15 protein-coding genes are annotated in these 16,722 nt (G+C 65.6%); 6 read left to right on the top strand and 9 right to left on the bottom strand.

What is annotated here, in order from left to right:
* Positions 1-281: 281 nt before the first annotated feature.
* On the top strand, positions 282-2,648 hold the full coding sequence (locus HKW67_RS12870) for a penicillin-binding protein 1A (protein ID WP_171225764.1): 2,367 nt from the start codon (positions 282-284) through the stop codon (positions 2,646-2,648).
* Positions 2,649-2,771: 123 nt separating this feature from the next.
* Here HKW67_RS12870 and HKW67_RS12865 read toward each other — a convergent pair whose 3' ends face one another.
* A complete protein-coding gene (locus tag HKW67_RS12865) occupies positions 2,772-3,029 on the bottom strand; it encodes a hypothetical protein (protein WP_171225763.1) in 258 nt (85 codons plus the stop codon).
* 87 nt (positions 3,030-3,116) lie between these two features.
* Here HKW67_RS12865 and HKW67_RS12860 point away from each other — a divergent pair, with 87 nt between their 5' ends.
* Positions 3,117-3,680: a hypothetical protein gene (locus HKW67_RS12860; RefSeq protein WP_171225762.1), complete on the top strand. Its 564-nt coding sequence runs from the start codon at positions 3,117-3,119 to the stop codon at positions 3,678-3,680.
* 17 nt (positions 3,681-3,697) lie between these two features.
* Here the strand turns inward: HKW67_RS12860 and HKW67_RS12855 are convergent, their stop codons facing one another.
* Positions 3,698-5,017 carry a DUF1501 domain-containing protein gene (locus HKW67_RS12855; protein WP_230981016.1) on the bottom strand — a complete coding sequence of 440 codons (1,320 nt, stop codon included), beginning with the start codon at positions 5,015-5,017 and terminating at the stop codon, positions 3,698-3,700.
* Positions 5,018-5,031: 14 nt separating this feature from the next.
* Positions 5,032-7,020, bottom strand: coding sequence for a DUF1800 domain-containing protein (locus tag HKW67_RS12850; RefSeq protein WP_206044410.1), 1,989 nt, complete (start codon positions 7,018-7,020; stop codon positions 5,032-5,034).
* Positions 7,021-7,104: 84 nt separating this feature from the next.
* Here HKW67_RS12850 and HKW67_RS12845 point away from each other — a divergent pair, with 84 nt between their 5' ends.
* The 3 genes from HKW67_RS12845 (at position 7,105) to HKW67_RS12835 (ending at position 10,623) form a co-directional block, all read left to right on the top strand.
* Complete coding sequence (locus HKW67_RS12845) at positions 7,105-7,584, top strand: hypothetical protein (RefSeq protein ID WP_171225760.1); 480 nt, start codon at positions 7,105-7,107, stop codon at positions 7,582-7,584.
* Between the two features lie 128 nt (positions 7,585-7,712).
* Positions 7,713-8,270 (top strand): hypothetical protein, encoded by a 558-nt coding sequence (locus tag HKW67_RS12840; RefSeq protein ID WP_171225759.1) that lies wholly within the window; start codon positions 7,713-7,715, stop codon positions 8,268-8,270.
* Positions 8,271-8,499: 229 nt separating this feature from the next.
* Positions 8,500-10,623: an elongation factor G gene (locus HKW67_RS12835; RefSeq protein ID WP_171225758.1), complete on the top strand. Its 2,124-nt coding sequence runs from the start codon at positions 8,500-8,502 to the stop codon at positions 10,621-10,623.
* Between the two features lie 43 nt (positions 10,624-10,666).
* On the opposite strand, the gene thyX is transcribed toward HKW67_RS12835, so the two are convergent.
* Complete coding sequence (gene thyX / locus HKW67_RS12830) at positions 10,667-11,434, bottom strand: FAD-dependent thymidylate synthase (RefSeq protein WP_171225757.1); 768 nt, start codon at positions 11,432-11,434, stop codon at positions 10,667-10,669.
* 111 nt (positions 11,435-11,545) lie between these two features.
* Here thyX and HKW67_RS12825 point away from each other — a divergent pair, with 111 nt between their 5' ends.
* Positions 11,546-12,034 (top strand): MarR family winged helix-turn-helix transcriptional regulator, encoded by a 489-nt coding sequence (locus HKW67_RS12825; protein ID WP_171225756.1) that lies wholly within the window; start codon positions 11,546-11,548, stop codon positions 12,032-12,034.
* An 87-nt stretch (positions 12,035-12,121) separates the two neighbouring features.
* On the opposite strand, the gene HKW67_RS12820 is transcribed toward HKW67_RS12825, so the two are convergent.
* The 5 genes from HKW67_RS12820 to HKW67_RS12800 are packed head-to-tail and all read right to left on the bottom strand — an operon-like array spanning position 12,122 to position 16,714.
* Positions 12,122-13,240, bottom strand: a complete 1,119-nt coding sequence (locus tag HKW67_RS12820; RefSeq protein ID WP_171225755.1) for a hypothetical protein — start codon at positions 13,238-13,240, stop codon at positions 12,122-12,124.
* Positions 13,237-14,154, bottom strand: coding sequence for a type II secretion system protein (locus tag HKW67_RS12815; protein WP_171225754.1), 918 nt, complete (start codon positions 14,152-14,154; stop codon positions 13,237-13,239). The genes HKW67_RS12820 and HKW67_RS12815 overlap by 4 nt, the downstream gene beginning before the upstream one ends.
* A complete protein-coding gene (locus HKW67_RS12810) occupies positions 14,151-14,528 on the bottom strand; it encodes a type IV pilus modification PilV family protein (protein WP_171225753.1) in 378 nt (125 codons plus the stop codon). The genes HKW67_RS12815 and HKW67_RS12810 overlap by 4 nt, the downstream gene beginning before the upstream one ends.
* A complete protein-coding gene (locus HKW67_RS12805; RefSeq protein ID WP_230981015.1) occupies positions 14,525-15,070 on the bottom strand; it encodes a GspH/FimT family pseudopilin in 546 nt (181 codons plus the stop codon). The genes HKW67_RS12810 and HKW67_RS12805 overlap by 4 nt, the downstream gene beginning before the upstream one ends.
* A gap of 6 nt (positions 15,071-15,076) precedes the next feature.
* A complete protein-coding gene (locus HKW67_RS12800; RefSeq protein ID WP_171225751.1) occupies positions 15,077-16,714 on the bottom strand; it encodes an FAD-binding oxidoreductase in 1,638 nt (545 codons plus the stop codon).
* Positions 16,715-16,722 lie beyond the last annotated feature (8 nt).

Raw genomic sequence — 16,722 nt, 5'->3', positions numbered from 1 at the left:
GCGCCCCAGCTCGTTGGGGACGCGTGGACCCGTCGGCGTGGCTGCTGGTGCCTTGGACGGCTGGGCCTTTTTCGGCGCACCAGGCTGAGCCTTGGCACTTTCCGGGCGCTCGTGCCGTACGATTGCACGCGGGTGCGCCTGCGCCGTGGTCGAAACCAGGGCGGAAGCAACCAAGATCGCCGTTCCAGCTGTCTTTCGGAGGATCGACAGGCGCGGCGTGGTGCGGACAGTGCAGTAGCGGATAAGAAGTTCCTGACGTGCCATGATCGCTGAGGAGTGTGATGGAGGCTGAAGCTAACAACACGCCGACGTCGGCCGCGACAGCAGCCGCGCTACCGGCCGTGTCGTGGCGCACACGGCTGGTCAAGCCCCTGCTCTATGCTGGGGCTCTCGCCGTTGCGGGTACGCTTACCACGGCATCGTGGTGGTGGTCGTGTGGGTGGCAAGGATGCCCCACGCCCGCTCAACTGCGCGCCTGGAAGCCCACCGAGGGTGGTGCCCTGCTGGCACGCGACAGCGCGTTCGTGAGTGCGCTCTCACCCGTGAATCGTACCAACGTTCCACTGAGCCGAGTCCCGGCGCAGGTGCAAGCGGCCTTCATTGCCGTCGAAGATCGGCGCTTTCACGCCCATCATGGTGTCGACTGGTACGGGGTCGGTCGCGCAACGGTTGCCAATCTTGCCGCCGGCAGCGTGCGCGAAGGTGCCAGCACCATCACGATGCAACTCGCCCGCAACGTATTCCTCGGGAACCGGGCCACCGAGCGGACCTTCGGTCGCAAGCTCCTCGAATGGCGCTATGCCACGCTGCTCGAGGCGTCGCTCTCCAAGCAAGACATCCTCGAGCGCTATCTCAACGCGATCTACCTCGGCAATGGAGTGTACGGCGTCGAGGGGGCAAGCCGCGATCTCTTCGGGAAGTCGGTCGCCAATATCTCGCTCGGCGAAGCCGCGATGCTGGCCGGTCTGCCCAAGGCGCCATCGTCGTACTCGCCGCGCCGCGACAAATCGCGCGCGCTGGCGCGTCGCGCCGTCGTGTTCGATGTACTGCTGCGCGAGGGCGTGGCCGACAGCGCCACCATTCAGGCCGTGCGCAGCAAGCCGCTCAAGCTCTCGCGTGCGGAATGGGCGCCGGCACGGGCGGTCGATTCGTGGGCCGTCGAAGCGGTGCGCGTCACCCTCGACTCGTTGCGCAAAGCCGGTGTGATCCCCAAGGCGCTCAACGATGCGCAACTGCGCGTGTGGAGCACGATCGACCGACGTGCGCAGATAGCCGGCGAACGCGCGATTGCGGCGGGTGCGTGGCAAATCGACCAGGAGCGCGCCTACGGCGGCTTCGCCGTGAGCAGCGCCGGTTCGCGCACGCAAGGCGCTTTGGTCGCTCTCGATCCCGCGACCGGCGCCTTGCGTGCGATCGTCGGTGGCCGACGCATCGAGCGCAAGGGCTTCAATCGCGCCCTACGCGCCAAGCGGCAGCCGGGCAGCACGTTCAAGCCGTTCGTGTACGCCGAAGCGCTGCGTCAGGGCTTCACCGCCGCCACCATGCTCGAAGACGAACCGGTCGAGATCGACATCGGTCGTACCACATGGACGCCCGCCAACTACGGTGACAACTACGCGGGACACATTACGATGCGTGACGCGCTGGCGCGTTCAGCGAACGCCGCCACCGTACGCCTGAGCAGCAAGTTGAGTGTGCAGCGCATTGCGGATCTCGCGCATGCGCAAGGCATTGTGAGCGAACTGCCTATCGTGCCCGCGCTCGCGCTCGGCGCCGGGGCTGTGACACCGCTCGAACTCACCGCCGCGTATGCGCCATTCGGCAACGGCGGTACGCGCGTGAGTCCATTTCTCGTGGAGCGCGTCGAAGATCAGTTCGGACGTGTGATCTGGAGTCATCCGCGCACGGCCGGCGTCAAGGTGCTCGAAGTAACCGACGCGTTTCTCATCACGTCGCTGCTGCAGGGCGTCGTCGATCGCGGCACCGGTCGTCCGGTGCGTGACGCCGGCATTCGTGGGCCGGTCGCGGGCAAGACCGGCACCACCAACGACGGCACCGACGTCTGGTTCGTCGGATACACGCCCACCCTGGTGGCGAGTGTGTGGTTCGGCGCCGATGACCCGCAGCCACTGGGCTGGAACGCCTCGGGTGGTCGTCTGGCCGCGCCGGTGTGGGCGCGCTTCCTGCGCGACGGCTGGCACAGCCCGGAGGAAGACAGCGCGTGGATGCAGCCGGGCGGTATCGAGACGAAGCAGATCGACATCGGCACCGGCAAGCTGGCCAGCGATTGGTGCGGCCCATCGCGTCGCGAGTTCTTCGTGCGCGGCAGCGCGCCCAAGGAATCGTGCGAGAACGATCCCTATCTCGCCATGCGTGATGCCGAGCCGCCTGACTGGCATGACAGCACGGGTGGAGCGCCGGGGGAGATCGATCCGGCGCAGATCGCTGAGGCCGTGAGCGGCGTGCTCGAAGCGGTAGGCGGCAACGGTAAGGCACGCGCGGCCGCCGACCGCATCATGGTGGAGTTGCGCAAGGCACAGCGCGAAGCGGCGCGCGAGGCGCGACGTGAAGCGGAGCGGATGCGGCGTGAGATGCAGTCCGCTCCGCAACCGCCAGTGCCGCCGCGCCCACCCCGCGGGCGCGACTGAGTCCGGGGTGGCCGCCGATGTCCTTGCGTAAGGATTCGTGCGACCGTAGCGTCTCCTGGATTCGGTGGTCTTCTGCCACCGCCCACTCTCACGCCTACGTCAACGACGATGCACTCACCCCTCTCAGGACGTCTCGGAAACAGCGACGGAGGTGTCAGCGCTGACGACGAAGGCGGCGTCAGCGATGACGACGAAGGAGGCGTCGAGGATGACGTGGAGGAACTCTTCGCAGGTCGGCCGATAAGTACGTCGCGGCACGATGTGGTTGCGCCGAAGATACGGAAAGTCCCGCTGGTTTACAGCGCCGCCAACAAACAGAAGGCGGCGTTTCCGGAGATGCTCGTCCGACCGATGCAGGACGCCAAGAACCGGATCGAGCATCGACTGCCGGGTGCCGGCGGATCGCTCAAGGGAGAAAAGGGCGTACGGTACCTCGATCGCGAAGCGCGTAAACGATACGAGGTGAAGATGGGCGCGCGGATCCTGTACGCCATCGATGACATCGTGTTCGACACGGAGAGTGTTCGCGAAAACGCCAAGAAGACCGAAGGTATCTTTGGCAAGACGTGGAAGCTGTCGATGGCCAATTGGGGAAAGCCTTTCGGCGCGACCGGTGCCAAGTTGCGAAAGGAGGATGGCACCTTTGCCGCAGTGGGCGGATGGAAGACGAAGTCACTGATCTGGGTGATCGCGCCGGACAAGCTGGAAAATCGGGCGCGCTTTTACTCCCACGTTTGCAAGGGTGGAAAGCTGCACCACAGTTCATTCAACGAAGGCAAGTCGGTCCTCGGAGCCGGCGAATGGATCGTGGAAGACGGCAAATTGCTCAAGGTCAGCGCGAACAGCGGTCATTATCGCCCCGATCTCGCCGTCTTCACGCAATCCGTTCGACTGATGACGGAGGCGCTGCACCCCGAAACCGTGGTGACCATGTACGACCGCACGACCGACGCGTGGGTCGACCGCGATATCAAGGATTTTCTCGCTAAGCCGGGGGGGGAGGGGCGGTACAAGGTGCACCCGCAGAGCTAACGAAGACCGCCGGCACCTTACAACACCCCTAGCCACTCCTTCTCGAAGCCGCCATAGCCGGGGAAGATTTTCGGCAGTTGCGCCGCGCCGAGATGCTTCGACGCGAGCTCGCTGAACACCGCACGGAAGTCGGTGGTGAGGGCGAGGTCGCGTCCTTCGTAGAGCTGTTCCGGCGCGAGCCCCGGCCACCGGCCGTGCACTTTCTTGGGTGCCCGCAACGATCCGCCGATCACGAACATCGCGCCTGCGTGTCCGTGATCGGTGCCGCCCGTACCGTTCTGGCGCACCGTGCGGCCAAACTCCGAGCAGGTGAGAATCACCACGTCGTCCATCCGGTCGCCGAGGTCGGCGACCAGCGCGGCGATACTCTGCGAGAAGTCGCCAAGACGCCCGGCCAGCTGCCCCTGGGCACCGCCCTGATTAACATGCGTATCCCAGCCGCCCACGTCGGCGAAGGCGACTTCGAGCCCCACCCCCGACTTGATCAGCTGCGCGATCTGCAAGAGACGTTGTCCGAACTGTGAGCGCGGATACTCCACGCCGGCCGCCGGACGATACTGCTGCGGATTGGCGGCGCGCAGCACCTTGAGGGCCTCGAACATGTCGCTGCCGCTGCCGTGCACCACGTCTGACGATCCCGTGCGATACAACGCCTCGATGCGACGCTGGGCTTCACCGCCGTTGGTGCGAATCGAGAATTCGTCGATGGAGTTCATCGCGACGACCGGGCTCGCGCCTTCCAGGATGCGCGGCGTCTGCGCCGTCATCGCGACCGCGCGGAACGGCGCGGAAGCGGAGCCGGGGGCGGAGCCGGGGGTGCACGACGACGCCTCGCACGTGCCTTGCACCGCGAGATAGCGATTGAGCCACCCGTCGGTCGTGCCCTTACGATCGGGCGTGCCGGTTTCCATGTAGTCCTGCGCGTCGAAGTGCGACCGCGTCGCACTCGGACTGCCCACCGCATGAATCGGCGACAGCATCCCGCGATCCCACATCGGCTTGAACGACGCGAGGGACGGATGCAATCCGTAGAATCCATCGAGGTCGATCGCCCCCGCGGCATTCGCCGAGCCACCCACGCGGGCGGGTGTGGCGATCGCGAGCTGCGGCCGCGCCGCGTAATAGTTCTTGTCGCCGAACGGCACCAGCACATTCAGCGCATCAGCCGCGCCGCGCTGAAACAGGACGATCAGCGTTTTGCCGCGCACCGCGCGCGGCAGCTCCATCGCGAGAGCGGTGCGTCGCAGGAAGCTGGGCGAGAGACCCAGCGTGACCAGCGACAGCGCGCCACCCTTGAGAAACACCCGGCGATTCACGGGATTGTTGAAGAAAGACATGATCGATTCCTCGCTCAGCGGCGTTGAAATTCAGGAGCCCCGAGCGCGAGGCCGACGATCTGGACGAAGCCTGTGAGTTGCGGCAACGATCCGATCGATTGTGTGAGCGTGCCGCCGCGTTCCGGTCGCACTGCTTCGCGACCAGCCGCCTGTTGCTGCTGTGCCACGGGAGCCCGTGCCGCCCTCCGTTCACTGGCGGCCTGCTTGCGCGCACTCGCCGTCATGTCGCCGCTGGCCATGCCGCTGGCCATGCCGCTGGCCATGCCACCCATCATGGCCGCATCATCGTCGGCCACCAGCAGCGAGTCGTTCGCCCCGCCGTGCTGTTGCAGAAACGGGTTGGTGCCGGTCAGCAGCACCTGCCGAGTGTCGGTGCTCACGGCGCCGCCGAACAGCTCCTTGATCACCCCGTCCACTTGGGCTTCGCGCGAGGTCTTCGCCAGCTCCGCCGTGAGTGGCCACGCCGCCAGTTTGATCCCCGGCACGCGACCCGACGCGGCAGCGAGTCCGAAGTTGATGCGATTGAGAATCGCGCCCGTGTTCATCCACGCGTCGCCCGTTTCAGGATATCCGTTGGGCGCCTGGTGACCGAAAATCGGCTGGCCAAGGCGGCTCACCAACTGCGACGTGCGCGGTGTGGCATCGGGCTGCGCGTTCATCGCCCGCATCGTGCTGGCGACCAGCTCGAATGGCGATTTCACCTTGGCGCGATAGCTCGCCGACGCGAAGAACTCCGGGCTCGTCACGATCGTGCGCACGACGGCGCGAATGTCGCCATTCGTGCGACGGAAGGTGGCAGTCGCGCGCTCCACCAAAGCCGCCGGCGGCGTATCACTCACGAACCGACGCGCCAGCTTCGTCGCGATGAACTTCGCGGTGCTCGGATGCGACGCCAGCAAGTCGAGCACGGCCTCTCCCTCTTCCACGCCCTTGTTGGCGGCGAACGACTTGCCGAGGATCGTCTTCGCGCTCGCGTCGTGCACCTCTCCGCGAAACGCGAAGCCGCCACCCTGTGCGCCGCGCGAGATCGTCCAACCGGTGAGCGCGCGCGCCACTTCGATCACATCCTGCTGCGTGTACCCGCCGTCGACGCCCAGCGTGTGCAGCTCCATCAGTTCCCGCGCGTAGTTCTCGTTCAAACCACGCCGACGCTGCGCGAGTTGCTGCGCCAACTGCTGTGCCTGCGGATTCTGCGCGAGGCGCTGCTGCACCGCCGCCGCGCGACGGGCGGCTTGGCGCGCATTCACGGGGCGCTGTGCGGCGCGCAGCGTGGGGCGACCGCTGTCAGCGACACTCTGCCAGTTGTCGAGGTAATAGAGCATCGCCGGGCTCTTGGCGACCGCGCCCAGAAGTTCGCGGAAGGTGCCAAGGGCATGGGGGCGAATCGTCTGGGCGTCGTACTCGGGAAGGAAGTACCGCGTGCGATCCTTGCCGGCGAACACGTTGAAGTGATTCTCCCAGAAATCGACCATGACCTCGTTGAGCTGCCGCTCGCTGATTACCGCGCGCGCCACCCGGCTGGAGGCGAGTTCACCCAGAAAGGCGTACGACTGCCGGCCCTGTTCGCGCAGCTTGGCTGAATCGGCCGCGGTCATGTTGCCGCCGCGACGCTGCAGCTGGGCCAGGATGGCGGCCGGCGGTGGCGCGTCGGCCAGTAACTGCTCACCGGTTTTGCCCAACGAGGCAAAGCGGGCCACGAACTGCTCGGAGGCGGCGTCCGGAATGCGCTCGGGATACAGCTGACGGTCGATCCAGGCATCAACGCCCATAGCCCGTACCGCCTCCACGTCGCCCGGTCGGGCGCCGAAGGCCAGGCGATTGAGCACATGATGCACCTGCTGATCGGCCGTCTGCTCGCGCGCCGCGGACGCCGCGGAACTGGCGGGGGCGCGGTTCGCGGACGCGGAGGAGCCGGCGGAAGACTGTGGCGCCGTAGTGGCGCAGCCCAGTGTGGCCAGACAGAGCGCCAACACGGGGGGGAAAGACGGGCGGAGAATCGACAAGCGCGAACCCTCGACTGAAGTCTTCCGTTATGACGGAAGGATCGCGGCATCGTTAACCGCGCCGCCCTTTATCTTTCTTCGAATATGGCTCACGGCAACGCGCACGGCCGCTTCACGCAACTCATCGACGCCGCGCTCGCCGCCGGCACGCTCACCGCGATTGCCACCGGCGGGGCGCTGCTCGGCCTTGGCTGGCGAGAAGGCGAAGCTGGGCGGGTCTTCCGGCTTGCCGGACGCGGGCTGCTCGAGCGTTTCGGCGTGGCGTCCTCGGCCGCGCCGCTGACGTCGGTCGCTCTCGGGTATCTGCATCACTTGATCATCGCGACGGGCTGGGGCGTACTCCTTGCATTGCTGGTCCTTCCGTTACGCGGTGTTACACGCATAACAGCTGCCGCGCTCGCCGCAGCAGGGTATGCTGCATTGGCCCTCTGGGTGCTGCCGTCCACGTTACGAATTGGTTACGCGGTGACGGGAACGCTGCCCGGAGTGGTTGCCATTGGAGCCGCGGTTGCGGTCGCACTGCTTGGCGGCGTCTGGGTCGCCATCGGCGAAGGATACGACTGACGCCGCGTGGTCTTGGGATTGCGGTTGGTGTTGCTCATCACAGGGTGGCCAGTCTTTCACGTGGACGGCGCACGTGCCCGACGAGTTGCCTTGTCAGGTCTTACCCTTTTCTCACAGGAGGCAGGAACATGGACGTCCTCGTACGACTCGAGGCGCGTCCGAGCGATTCGCCGGTAGTTGCGCACGTGAATTCGATTCCCGTGCTTCCCTTCGGTACTCGCTCGCGGCGTGAAGTAGTCACGCTGTACGGCGTCGCCGACGCGCAGTCTCTGGCGCTGGCCCTCGCGGCCACCGTAGAGAGTGAACGATTGGAAGCACACACCGGAGTCGTGCGTCATCTCGGTGTATGGCCGGACCGCGGTGCGGTCGGTGATTCGGCCTGGCGGGATGGAACGACGGGTCGGTTGGTCACGCAGGATCTTGATATACCGTTGCTGACACTCGAGGCGCGTGCCTCAGAGCTGCTCGGCGCGTGTGGGTCGACGCTGCGGCGCGTCGCGGCTGGACTGGCCATGCCAGACTGGCCCGAAGGCACCGAGCGGGCACTGAGCTTTTCGTTCGCGTCCACGAATGTGGTCGCGTCCGGCGGAGCTGGGCAGTCGCTGGAAGATGATGCCGGCGTCGAAAGCTGGCTGGACTCCATCCGGCAGGCTGATGCCTTCACTTTCGAAGTCGAGGGAGACTGAGTTCACACTTTCTTCGTCTGCGCACGACCACGGGCCGCGAACACCTCAGGTGATCGCGGCCCGTATGTATTTCCAAGACCTCGGCGGGCTCCGTTGAACGCAGGGCTTTCCCCGACGCGGCCGTCCGGCTGAGCTCTCTTGCTACCCTCCCGCTCCCGCCGCACGCTTTCTGTTGCGGTCGACCAACCCTCGCGCCGCCCGGCGACCCTCGATTCGCGAGGGTTGCCGGATGTCCGGATACGAGTGGGAGGGGACGATGCGGGAGTACGATAGCGCCGGCATCAGGAACATCGCCGTGGTGGGCCACGGCGGTAGTGGAAAAACCAGCCTCGTAGACGCCCTCTGCTTCGCGGCAGGATCGGGCAAGCGCCACGGCAACGTGCGTGACGGCACTGCACTCACCGACCATCTCCCGGAGGAAATCGAACGGGGGTATTCCATCTCCCTTGGTTGCGCCTACGCCGAATGGATGGACAGTAAGATCAACTTCATCGATACCCCGGGCTCCCTCGACTTTCAGGGTGACGCCCTCGCTGGACTCGCCGCCGCTGACGGCGCCCTCTGCGTCATTGGTGGCGTGAATGGTGTGGAAGTCGGTACCGAGCGCGCTTTCAGCGCCGCGGTGGCCAAGCAGGATCCCGTGCTGTTCGTCGTGTCGATGATGGACAAGGAGCTCGCGGATTTCGATCGCATCTATGCGCAGATCAAGGAGCGTCTCACCACGAAAGTGGTGCCCGTGGAAATCCCCATCGGTACCGGCGCCAATTTTCGCGGCGTGATCAATCTGTTCACGCAGCGCGCGTACATGTACACGAGCGGCGCCAAGGGTGAGTTCGTGGAAGCCGATGTGCCGGCGGAATGCGCCGTGCGGTTCGCGCGCTATCGTCAGGAACTCATCGAGGCCATCAGCGCCACCGACGACGCGTTGCTCGAGCGCTACCTCGACGGTGGTGAGATCGATCGCGACACCGCGTTGCACGGGATGAAGGACGCCATGGCGCGCCTCGACCTGTTCCCGCTGTTCTGCGCGTCGGCCGACAGCATGATCGGCGTGCGTGCGCTGCTCACGGAACTCGTGCAGCTCATGCCCAATGCGTACGAGATGGAAGAGATCCACGCGCTCACCGGCGCCGAGGGGCATCACAAAATTCAGCTGCATGCGAAAGACGACGGCCCGTTCGCCGCGCTGGTGTTCAAGACGCTGGCGGAGCCACACGTTGGCGATGTGAGCTACTTCCGTGTGCTCTCCGGGCGCGTCGGCAGTGGTCAGGACGTGTATAACGCCACGCGTGATGTCGGCGAGAAGCTCGGGCATCTCTCGATTCCCTGCGGACGCGAGCGCGTGGAAGTCGGCATGCTACACGCTGGTGACATCGGCTGCGTAACCAAACTGCGCAACACGCACACCAATGACACGCTCTCGACGCGCGAACATCCGATTCGGCTGGCGGCGATCGAATTCCCCGAGCCGGTTGTACAGTTCGCGGTACGCGCCGCGGTCCGCAGCGACGAGGAGAAACTGCAGCTTGGCCTGCATCGCCTGCACGACGAAGATCCGACCTTCAGCGTGCACTATAATCCCGAGACGCACGAGACGATCGTCGGTGGCATGGGCGAGCGTCACCTCGATGTGTCGATGGCCGTGCTCCGACGCAAATTCGGAGTGCAGGCCGAACTCGCAAAACCGCGCATCGCGTTCCGCGAAACACTCAGTGCCAAGGCCGAAGGCCAGGGGCGGCACAAGAAGCAGACGGGTGGCCGTGGGCAATTCGGCGACTGCTGGGTGCGACTGAGCCCGATGCCGCGCGGCGAAGGCTATCTGTTCGACGATGCCATCGTTGGCGGCGTCATTCCGTCCAAGTACATCCCGGCGGTCGACCGTGGCGTGCAGGAAGCGGCGGCGCGAGGCGTGCTCGGTGGCTTCCCGCTCGTGGACTTCCGCGCCGAGCTCTACGACGGCTCCACCCACTCGGTGGATTCGAACGAAATGGCCTTCAAGATGGCGGGTATTCTCGCCTTCAAAGCGGTCGCCCCGAAATGCCGCCCGGTGCTCCTCGAGCCGCTCGATCTCCTCGAGATCACAGTGCCCGATCGTTTCCTGGGCGATGTGCTCGGCGATCTCTCCGGCCGCCGTGGCCACATTCTCGGCACCGACTCGACCGGCTCTCGCAGTGTCGTGCGCGCCGTCGTACCGCAGTCAGAACTGCATCTGTACGCCACGCAACTGTTCTCGCTCACGCACGGTCACGGACAATTCGTGCGGCGCTTCAACGGCTACGAACAGGTGCCGAGTGAAGCGACGCAGAAGATTGTCGCCGAGTATGCGAAGGAGAGGGAAGCGGTCGAGGCGTGACCGCCGCAGGGCCGTGGGCACATAGCCCACGGCCCACGGCCCGCTACACCTTGTGGTACGAAATCCGCGCCGCTTCCCGCCGATCCGCGCCTTCGTAGATCTCGAAGTCGCTGAAGAATGCCGGTGCTTCCTGCTGCAACACGCGCAGTGCCATCACCGCCAATCGACGAATCTCGAGCTCGGCTCCTTCGCTCGAGCGCAGTTCGAGCATCGTGCGCCAGGCGCGTGCGTTCGCGGTCACCACGATCTTGGTTTCCGTGCTGTTCGGCAGCACGCCGCGGGCCGCTTCGCGCGCCATTTTCCGGCGGTGCACCTTGTCGTCCACCCACGAGTACCGCGTCATCAGCGACTCGACCAGCGAGATGTAACTCTCCACCGCGCTGGTAACCTGCGCGCGCCACGCCTGCTCGAGTGGCTCGTCACCGATCATGGCCGGCGGCATGACAAACTGCGCGTCGCTTTCATCGACATAGCGCTGCGACAGCTGGGAGTACGCGAAGCCCGCACGGTGGCGCACCAACTCGTGCGTGAGCGACCGGCTCACGCCCTCGAAGAGGATCGAGTAGCTCGCATGTTCGAGCACGCTGCCGTGGCCCTGCTTCTTGATGTTCTCGAGATAATCCCGCGTGGTCCGGCCGGCCGGATTCCGCTGGCTCATGTAGCAGAGTCGGCCGGCAAATTCAGCGAGCCGCTCGCCGTCGGTGGATTCGCCGATCCACTGCACCGGCAGGTGGCTGGCCTCGACGAACTGGGGACGAGCGAGCACGGTGATCTTGGGCTCGCGGAGAATCGCGGCGTCAGAGAGCGGCATGGCGGAGAAATCGGGTGAATGAGGCGCTAGCGGCAGTGCCGGAATAGCGTAATATCGCCAATATCGTCGGCGGCGATACGCCGCCCCGCACGATCCTCCAAGCCGTTCCCCATGCCCGAAGGCACGTCGACTCGCACGCTGCAGGAAGAGATCCAACAATCCCGACCCTTCCGCTCCCAGTCGCAGGAGGCAACCATCGCCCTCATGCGGACGGCGTCGGTCGTGAGCCGACGGTTTGCACGGGTCGTCGAGCCGCATGGCCTGAGCCTCGCGCAGTACAACGTGCTCCGCATCCTCCGTGGCGCCGGCGTGGACGGGCTCCCCACCTTGGCGATCCGGGACCGCATGATCGACGAAGGGTCGACCGTGACCCGCCTGCTCGACAAGCTGGAAAAGGCGTCGCTCGTGTCGCGGGATCGCTCCCGTCCTGACCGTCGGCAGGTGCTGTGCAAGATCACGAAGCCGGGAGAAGCGCTGCTGGCCATGCTCGACGCGCAAATCGACGCGGCCGATCTTGCCACCATGGCGATGCTGACGTCGGAGCAGCGCGAATCGTTGCTGTCGATTCTCTCGGCGATCCGATCAGAGCTCAGCGAATAAGCACACGCAATAGCACCAAAAATTTGACAGTACTGCGCCAATACTGCGCCATTATAACGCCATTATCACGCCATTTTAGCGGATCAATCAGAAGAGCTGGACCCACGACCGGTGTTTGGAACGGGTAGGCAGGGCCTGCGCGCCCATTGCCTTGCTGATCGCGCAGGGCGAGTAGCTCAGGCTCATGTTGCCTTGCAGATCGGTCTTCGAGCCGCCCTGGCTGCGCGTCATCAGCGCTCCATAGATCTTCGGCGTACCCGCAATCTGGACGGCGTCGCGCACCAAAATCAGGCCGACGAACTCGAAGTTGCCCGTGATCGTCAACCCACCGTCCACGATCAGCAACCCCTGCCCGCGGCCGCCCGTCAGCTTGAGATCGCCGGGCGAGTAGATGATCGGGAAGTAGTTCTGACAACCAATGACCGAGCCGCCACCGCGTGATGGTTCGCCCCAGTTCGTAGCGCCATACGAACAGGTCGTGATCGTACCGGTCGGGGATGGGTTCGACTTGCTCGTGTACGTGATGTTCGCGCGACTCACGAGCGACGCCCATGTCTCGGTGCCGAAGGTCGTCAACGCATTCGCCGCGCTCAGCTTACTGTCAGCCGTCACGCCGCCATCCGCCTGCGAGGCCGGCTTCTGTACGGCAACCTTCACGCCCGGCGGGGCACTGATCGCGAACGTATCGCGCGACGTTGGACAACTCAACCAGCCCGGCGGTGTGGTGCTCTTCCCCGTAATGGCGACCGATCCCTGCGTTTCGACTTCCCCCAAACTGGTCAAGGCGCTTCCGGCCGGGATGCTCGGCCCCGACATCCGCACCAGCATCGAGACCTGGCGTTGCGATTCAAGTTGTCCATTCCCCACACTCGACCGCCCAAGCGACGTGATCAAGAACGTCGTGCCGTTCAAGCGCATCACCGCCACCTTCGCCGTATCGCCAGCGGTGACCACCACGTTGCTGGAATCGACGGCGCCGACCGCGAGCGCCGTCCGTGCTGCCGTCCAATTGGCCAGCTGACCGTTCAATCCATACTCGGCGATCGTCAGCGCGCGCTGTTGCGACAGCATGTTCCGGCCCGCTTTGAACTCATGCATGGTGCCCATCACCGCGCTGAGCGACAGCACCGCCAGCAGCACCATGGCGATGATCACGAACATCAGGGCGCTGCCGCGTCGCTCGCGGACCAATCGTGGGGCGTTCATCGGCGATTCCGGAGGGCAACGCTCACCAGCAGCGAGTCGGTGATGGCCGTGGAACTCGAACCCATCTTGCCGGAGCTGCTTTCGCCGGAGGCGCGCGCCACGACATCGATACGGGCAATGCGGTTGCTGGAGGCGATTGCCGTCACCGCCACGCCCACGCTGTCGTACATCGCGAGACCAAGACCGCCAGCACCCGACGCATTAGCGGCCTGGAAAGGACCCGCAACAGGAACGGCCGCTGTCCATGCCCCACCGGCATACTCGGAGCGGCCGAGGTACCAGGCCCCGGAGCTCTGCGTGGACAGCGCGTACCGCGTGGTGCGCAACAGGCGAAGCGGCGCGCCGGCCACGACGGAGTCGGGCAGGTTCGGCGTCACACCGAGACGCAGGCGTGACTTGCCGACGTCCAGCAGCGCATCGACGTACGGCGACAGCGGGCACGTCACCGCGCTGCTCGACACGCTCGTGATGCGGTGCGCCGACCAATATTCGCCGGCCACGCCGGATGAATCGTTGCGCAACACCACCACCGTATCACCGACCGACGGGTCACTCGCAAAGTTCGATAGTTGCATTCGCGATGCGGTGGTCGGTACGAGATCCACCTGTGCGCGGGTCGGTGTGGCACACACCACCGACGAACCCAGCACGTCGCGAAAGGTGATCGACATGCGATCGAACGCCACGATATCACCCGCCGCCGATGACACGCTGCGCAATTCGGCAGACATCACGTTCACCGCCGTCCGTAATTCGCGACGCACGTCCATCTGCTGCGTGGTTCGCTGGAAGAAGCGCTGTTGTCCCACCATCACGGCCGTCACCATCGTGCCGAGCAGCCCCAGTATCGTCATCGTGATCAGCAATTCGATGAGCGTGAATCCGCGGCGTCGCGGTCGGGTCAAACGCATCATCGGCAGGGCACGATTGTGGTATACGTGACGGGCTTTGTCTGCCGGGGAATGGTCACCGTGACGACGACGGTCGCCGTATTTACGCCCTGCGTGACGACCCAGGATTCCTGGATGCCGCGTGTCGTGCGCGTGGCCGACGCCACGCCCGACTGCGACAGATTGGTGCACGACAAACTCGCCAGCGAATCCAGGCGCGACTGCGCTACCGCGGCCGCGATCGACTGACGACGACCGCCACCCATTTGCTTGGCCACGGCGTTCGACGTCGACAGCAGTCCACCGATCGCGACCATCAGCAGCACGAAGGCGATCAGCACCTCGATAATCGAGGAGCCGCGCCGTTCGCGTGCCGCGCGCCGTGCTCGGCGCGTCATAGCCGGCATCCGCGTCGGAGCACGACGCCGGCGCCACTCACGCAGACGGTATCGGCGAAGCTGCCGAGCGTGATCTGATACTTGGCGATCGTCGCGCTCACCGGAGTCACTAGACCTCTGGCGTCGAAGGCGATGGTCGTCGGCGCGGCGCCGATGGCGGCCACGGTGGTGCCGAATGTCGAGGCGAAGAGAAGGGGGCGCACGACCTGCGTAGCCGTATTCGTCAGTCCGCTCAACACGGTCACCCCAACGGTGTTGCCACTCAACGTGAGCGTGGACCGCTTGCCCTTCTGCATGGCAGAGGCGCGCGCCGTCGCGAATGCCGATTCCAGCGTTTCGTGGCTCGCGCGAAGCGCCGTGCGGGCCTTCAGCTCGGTGATCTTCGGAGCGGTGATCACGAACAGCGTCCCCATGATCGCGACGACCATGAGGACTTCGGCGAGCGTGAACCCGCGATGAGAAGAGGACGGTGATGTATGAAGCACAGGTAATGATGAATGTCTACAGCAGACGACCAGAACCGTACTTTCGTTTCGTCCCATCAGGGACTAGCCTTCCAATCCGTCCAACCGGAAGCGATTCCAGCTTCGTGTCCGCTCGATGTCGTCGAGCGCTGCGCGCGCGGCCGGAGGGAGGGGCGGGGCGTCCGGATCGTGCCGCAGGGTGGAGATCGCCCGGTCGCCTTCGCGCGCAATCTTGCAGCCCGGGTTCAGCACCCCGGACGGATCGGCCGCATCCTTCACGTGCGCGAACGCGCCGCGCGCTTCGAGACCCCACACGCGGTCCATCAGCGGTGCCCGCAGTCGGCCGTCGCCATGCTCGCCCGACAACGTGCCGCCAAGCACCGCCGTGAGCTCGCACACGCGATCGAGAATGCCGTGCACCCGGTCGCGCCATCCGGCGCGCGTCACGTCCACCAGAGGATTCACGTGCGCGTGCGCGTCGCCGGCGTGTCCGAAGATCACGCCCGGCATGTCGAAATGGTCGAGCGCGCGGCGCACGCCGCGTACGTAGTCGGGAAAGCGATCCGGGGGCACGCAGCCGTCTTCGATGAACTGCATCGACCGGAGTCGCGGCGCGAGTCGTGACAGAATCGGACTCGCCGCGTGACGCAGCGCCCACAATCGATGCTCGCTATCCGCGTCGACGGCCGTGTGTACGTCACTCGCACCGTGTCGCGTGGCGCGCGCGGCCAACTGCGTCATCGCGTGCAATGCCTCTGCCGCGGATTCGCCTTCGACTTCCATCAGCAGCACCGCTTCGGCGTCCGACGGAATTCCCGTCGGGCCATCGGTCGCGGCCACGTCGAGAAAGGTGCGATCGAGCAGTTCGCAGGCGGTCGCCCCATCGATGCGGGCCTCCACCGCACAGGCGGTGGCCGCCTCCAGCGAGTCGAAGATCGCCAGAATCGTGGCCGTTGCTCCCGCGGCCGGAATGAGCGAGAGCTCCACTTCGGTGAAGATGGCGAGCGTCCCCTCACTGCCGACCAGCAGATCCACCAGGTGTCCGTCGGCGCGCAGTGCATCGGCGATGGCGTACCCCGACGACTCCTTGCGAACCCCGGCGTGCGTCAGCGCGTACGCCGGGATTTCACTGCCGAGTTGCGCACTGATCTGCGACAGCGCATCCGACACGCGCCGCACGGCGGGCACGCCGATCGGCCACGGCTCGCCGCGTCGCACCCACACATCGGTGCCGTCGTCGAATACGCAGCGCACGCCATGCACCCACGGGCGCGTGGCGCCGAACTTGAGCGTGCGCGCTCCCGCCGCGTTCGCACCCACCATGCCGCCGATCGTGCAGAACGCCCCGCTCGACGGGTCCACCGGAAAGCGCAGGCCTACGCGGCGCCCGGCATCGTCGATCTCGCCTCGCGTCGCACCGGCGCCGACACGGATGACGCGCTCATCCACATCCACCGGGCCGAGGTGGCGCAGTCGGCTCAGGTCCACGATCACTCCAGGGCCCACGGCCCCGGCGGCCATACCGCTCCCCGAACCGCGCGGCATCAACGCGATGCCCTCGCGCTTGCCCCAGCGCATCAAAGCCGGCACGTCATCGGCGTCGACCGGAACGGCCACCCCCGCTGGCACACACCGCGCGATCCCGGCGCCCTCGGCGTACATCGCCCGGGCGAGCAGATCGGTGCGGAACACACCACGGAAATCGGGAGGCGACTCGATCACCCTTGGAA

The organism is Gemmatimonas groenlandica (assembly GCF_013004105.1).
In the GTDB taxonomy this organism is placed as follows: domain Bacteria; phylum Gemmatimonadota; class Gemmatimonadetes; order Gemmatimonadales; family Gemmatimonadaceae; genus Gemmatimonas; species Gemmatimonas groenlandica.
This window is presented reverse-complemented; position numbering and strand designations above follow the sequence as displayed.

What these genes read in the sequence shown, in the direction of transcription:
- HKW67_RS12820 (WP_171225755.1), bottom strand. Translation starts at nt 13,240, where the DNA reads ATGAACGCCCCACGATTGGTCCGCGAGCGACGCGGCAGCGCCCTGATG.
- HKW67_RS12815 (WP_171225754.1), bottom strand. Translation starts at nt 14,154, where the DNA reads ATGATGCGTTTGACCCGACCGCGACGCCGCGGATTCACGCTCATCGAA.
- thyX (WP_171225757.1), bottom strand. Translation starts at nt 11,434, where the DNA reads ATGCCGCTCTCTGACGCCGCGATTCTCCGCGAGCCCAAGATCACCGTG.
- HKW67_RS12810 (WP_171225753.1), bottom strand. Translation starts at nt 14,528, where the DNA reads ATGACGCGCCGAGCACGGCGCGCGGCACGCGAACGGCGCGGCTCCTCG.
- HKW67_RS12865 (WP_171225763.1), bottom strand. Translation starts at nt 3,029, where the DNA reads ATGCTCGATCCGGTTCTTGGCGTCCTGCATCGGTCGGACGAGCATCTC.
- HKW67_RS12860 (WP_171225762.1), top strand. Translation starts at nt 3,117, where the DNA reads ATGGGCGCGCGGATCCTGTACGCCATCGATGACATCGTGTTCGACACG.
- HKW67_RS12840 (WP_171225759.1), top strand. Translation starts at nt 7,713, where the DNA reads ATGGACGTCCTCGTACGACTCGAGGCGCGTCCGAGCGATTCGCCGGTA.
- HKW67_RS12870 (WP_171225764.1), top strand. Translation starts at nt 282, where the DNA reads ATGGAGGCTGAAGCTAACAACACGCCGACGTCGGCCGCGACAGCAGCC.
- HKW67_RS12855 (WP_230981016.1), bottom strand. Translation starts at nt 5,017, where the DNA reads ATGTCTTTCTTCAACAATCCCGTGAATCGCCGGGTGTTTCTCAAGGGT.
- HKW67_RS12835 (WP_171225758.1), top strand. Translation starts at nt 8,500, where the DNA reads ATGTCCGGATACGAGTGGGAGGGGACGATGCGGGAGTACGATAGCGCC.
- HKW67_RS12825 (WP_171225756.1), top strand. Translation starts at nt 11,546, where the DNA reads ATGCCCGAAGGCACGTCGACTCGCACGCTGCAGGAAGAGATCCAACAA.
- HKW67_RS12845 (WP_171225760.1), top strand. Translation starts at nt 7,105, where the DNA reads ATGGCTCACGGCAACGCGCACGGCCGCTTCACGCAACTCATCGACGCC.
- HKW67_RS12805 (WP_230981015.1), bottom strand. Translation starts at nt 15,070, where the DNA reads ATGGGACGAAACGAAAGTACGGTTCTGGTCGTCTGCTGTAGACATTCA.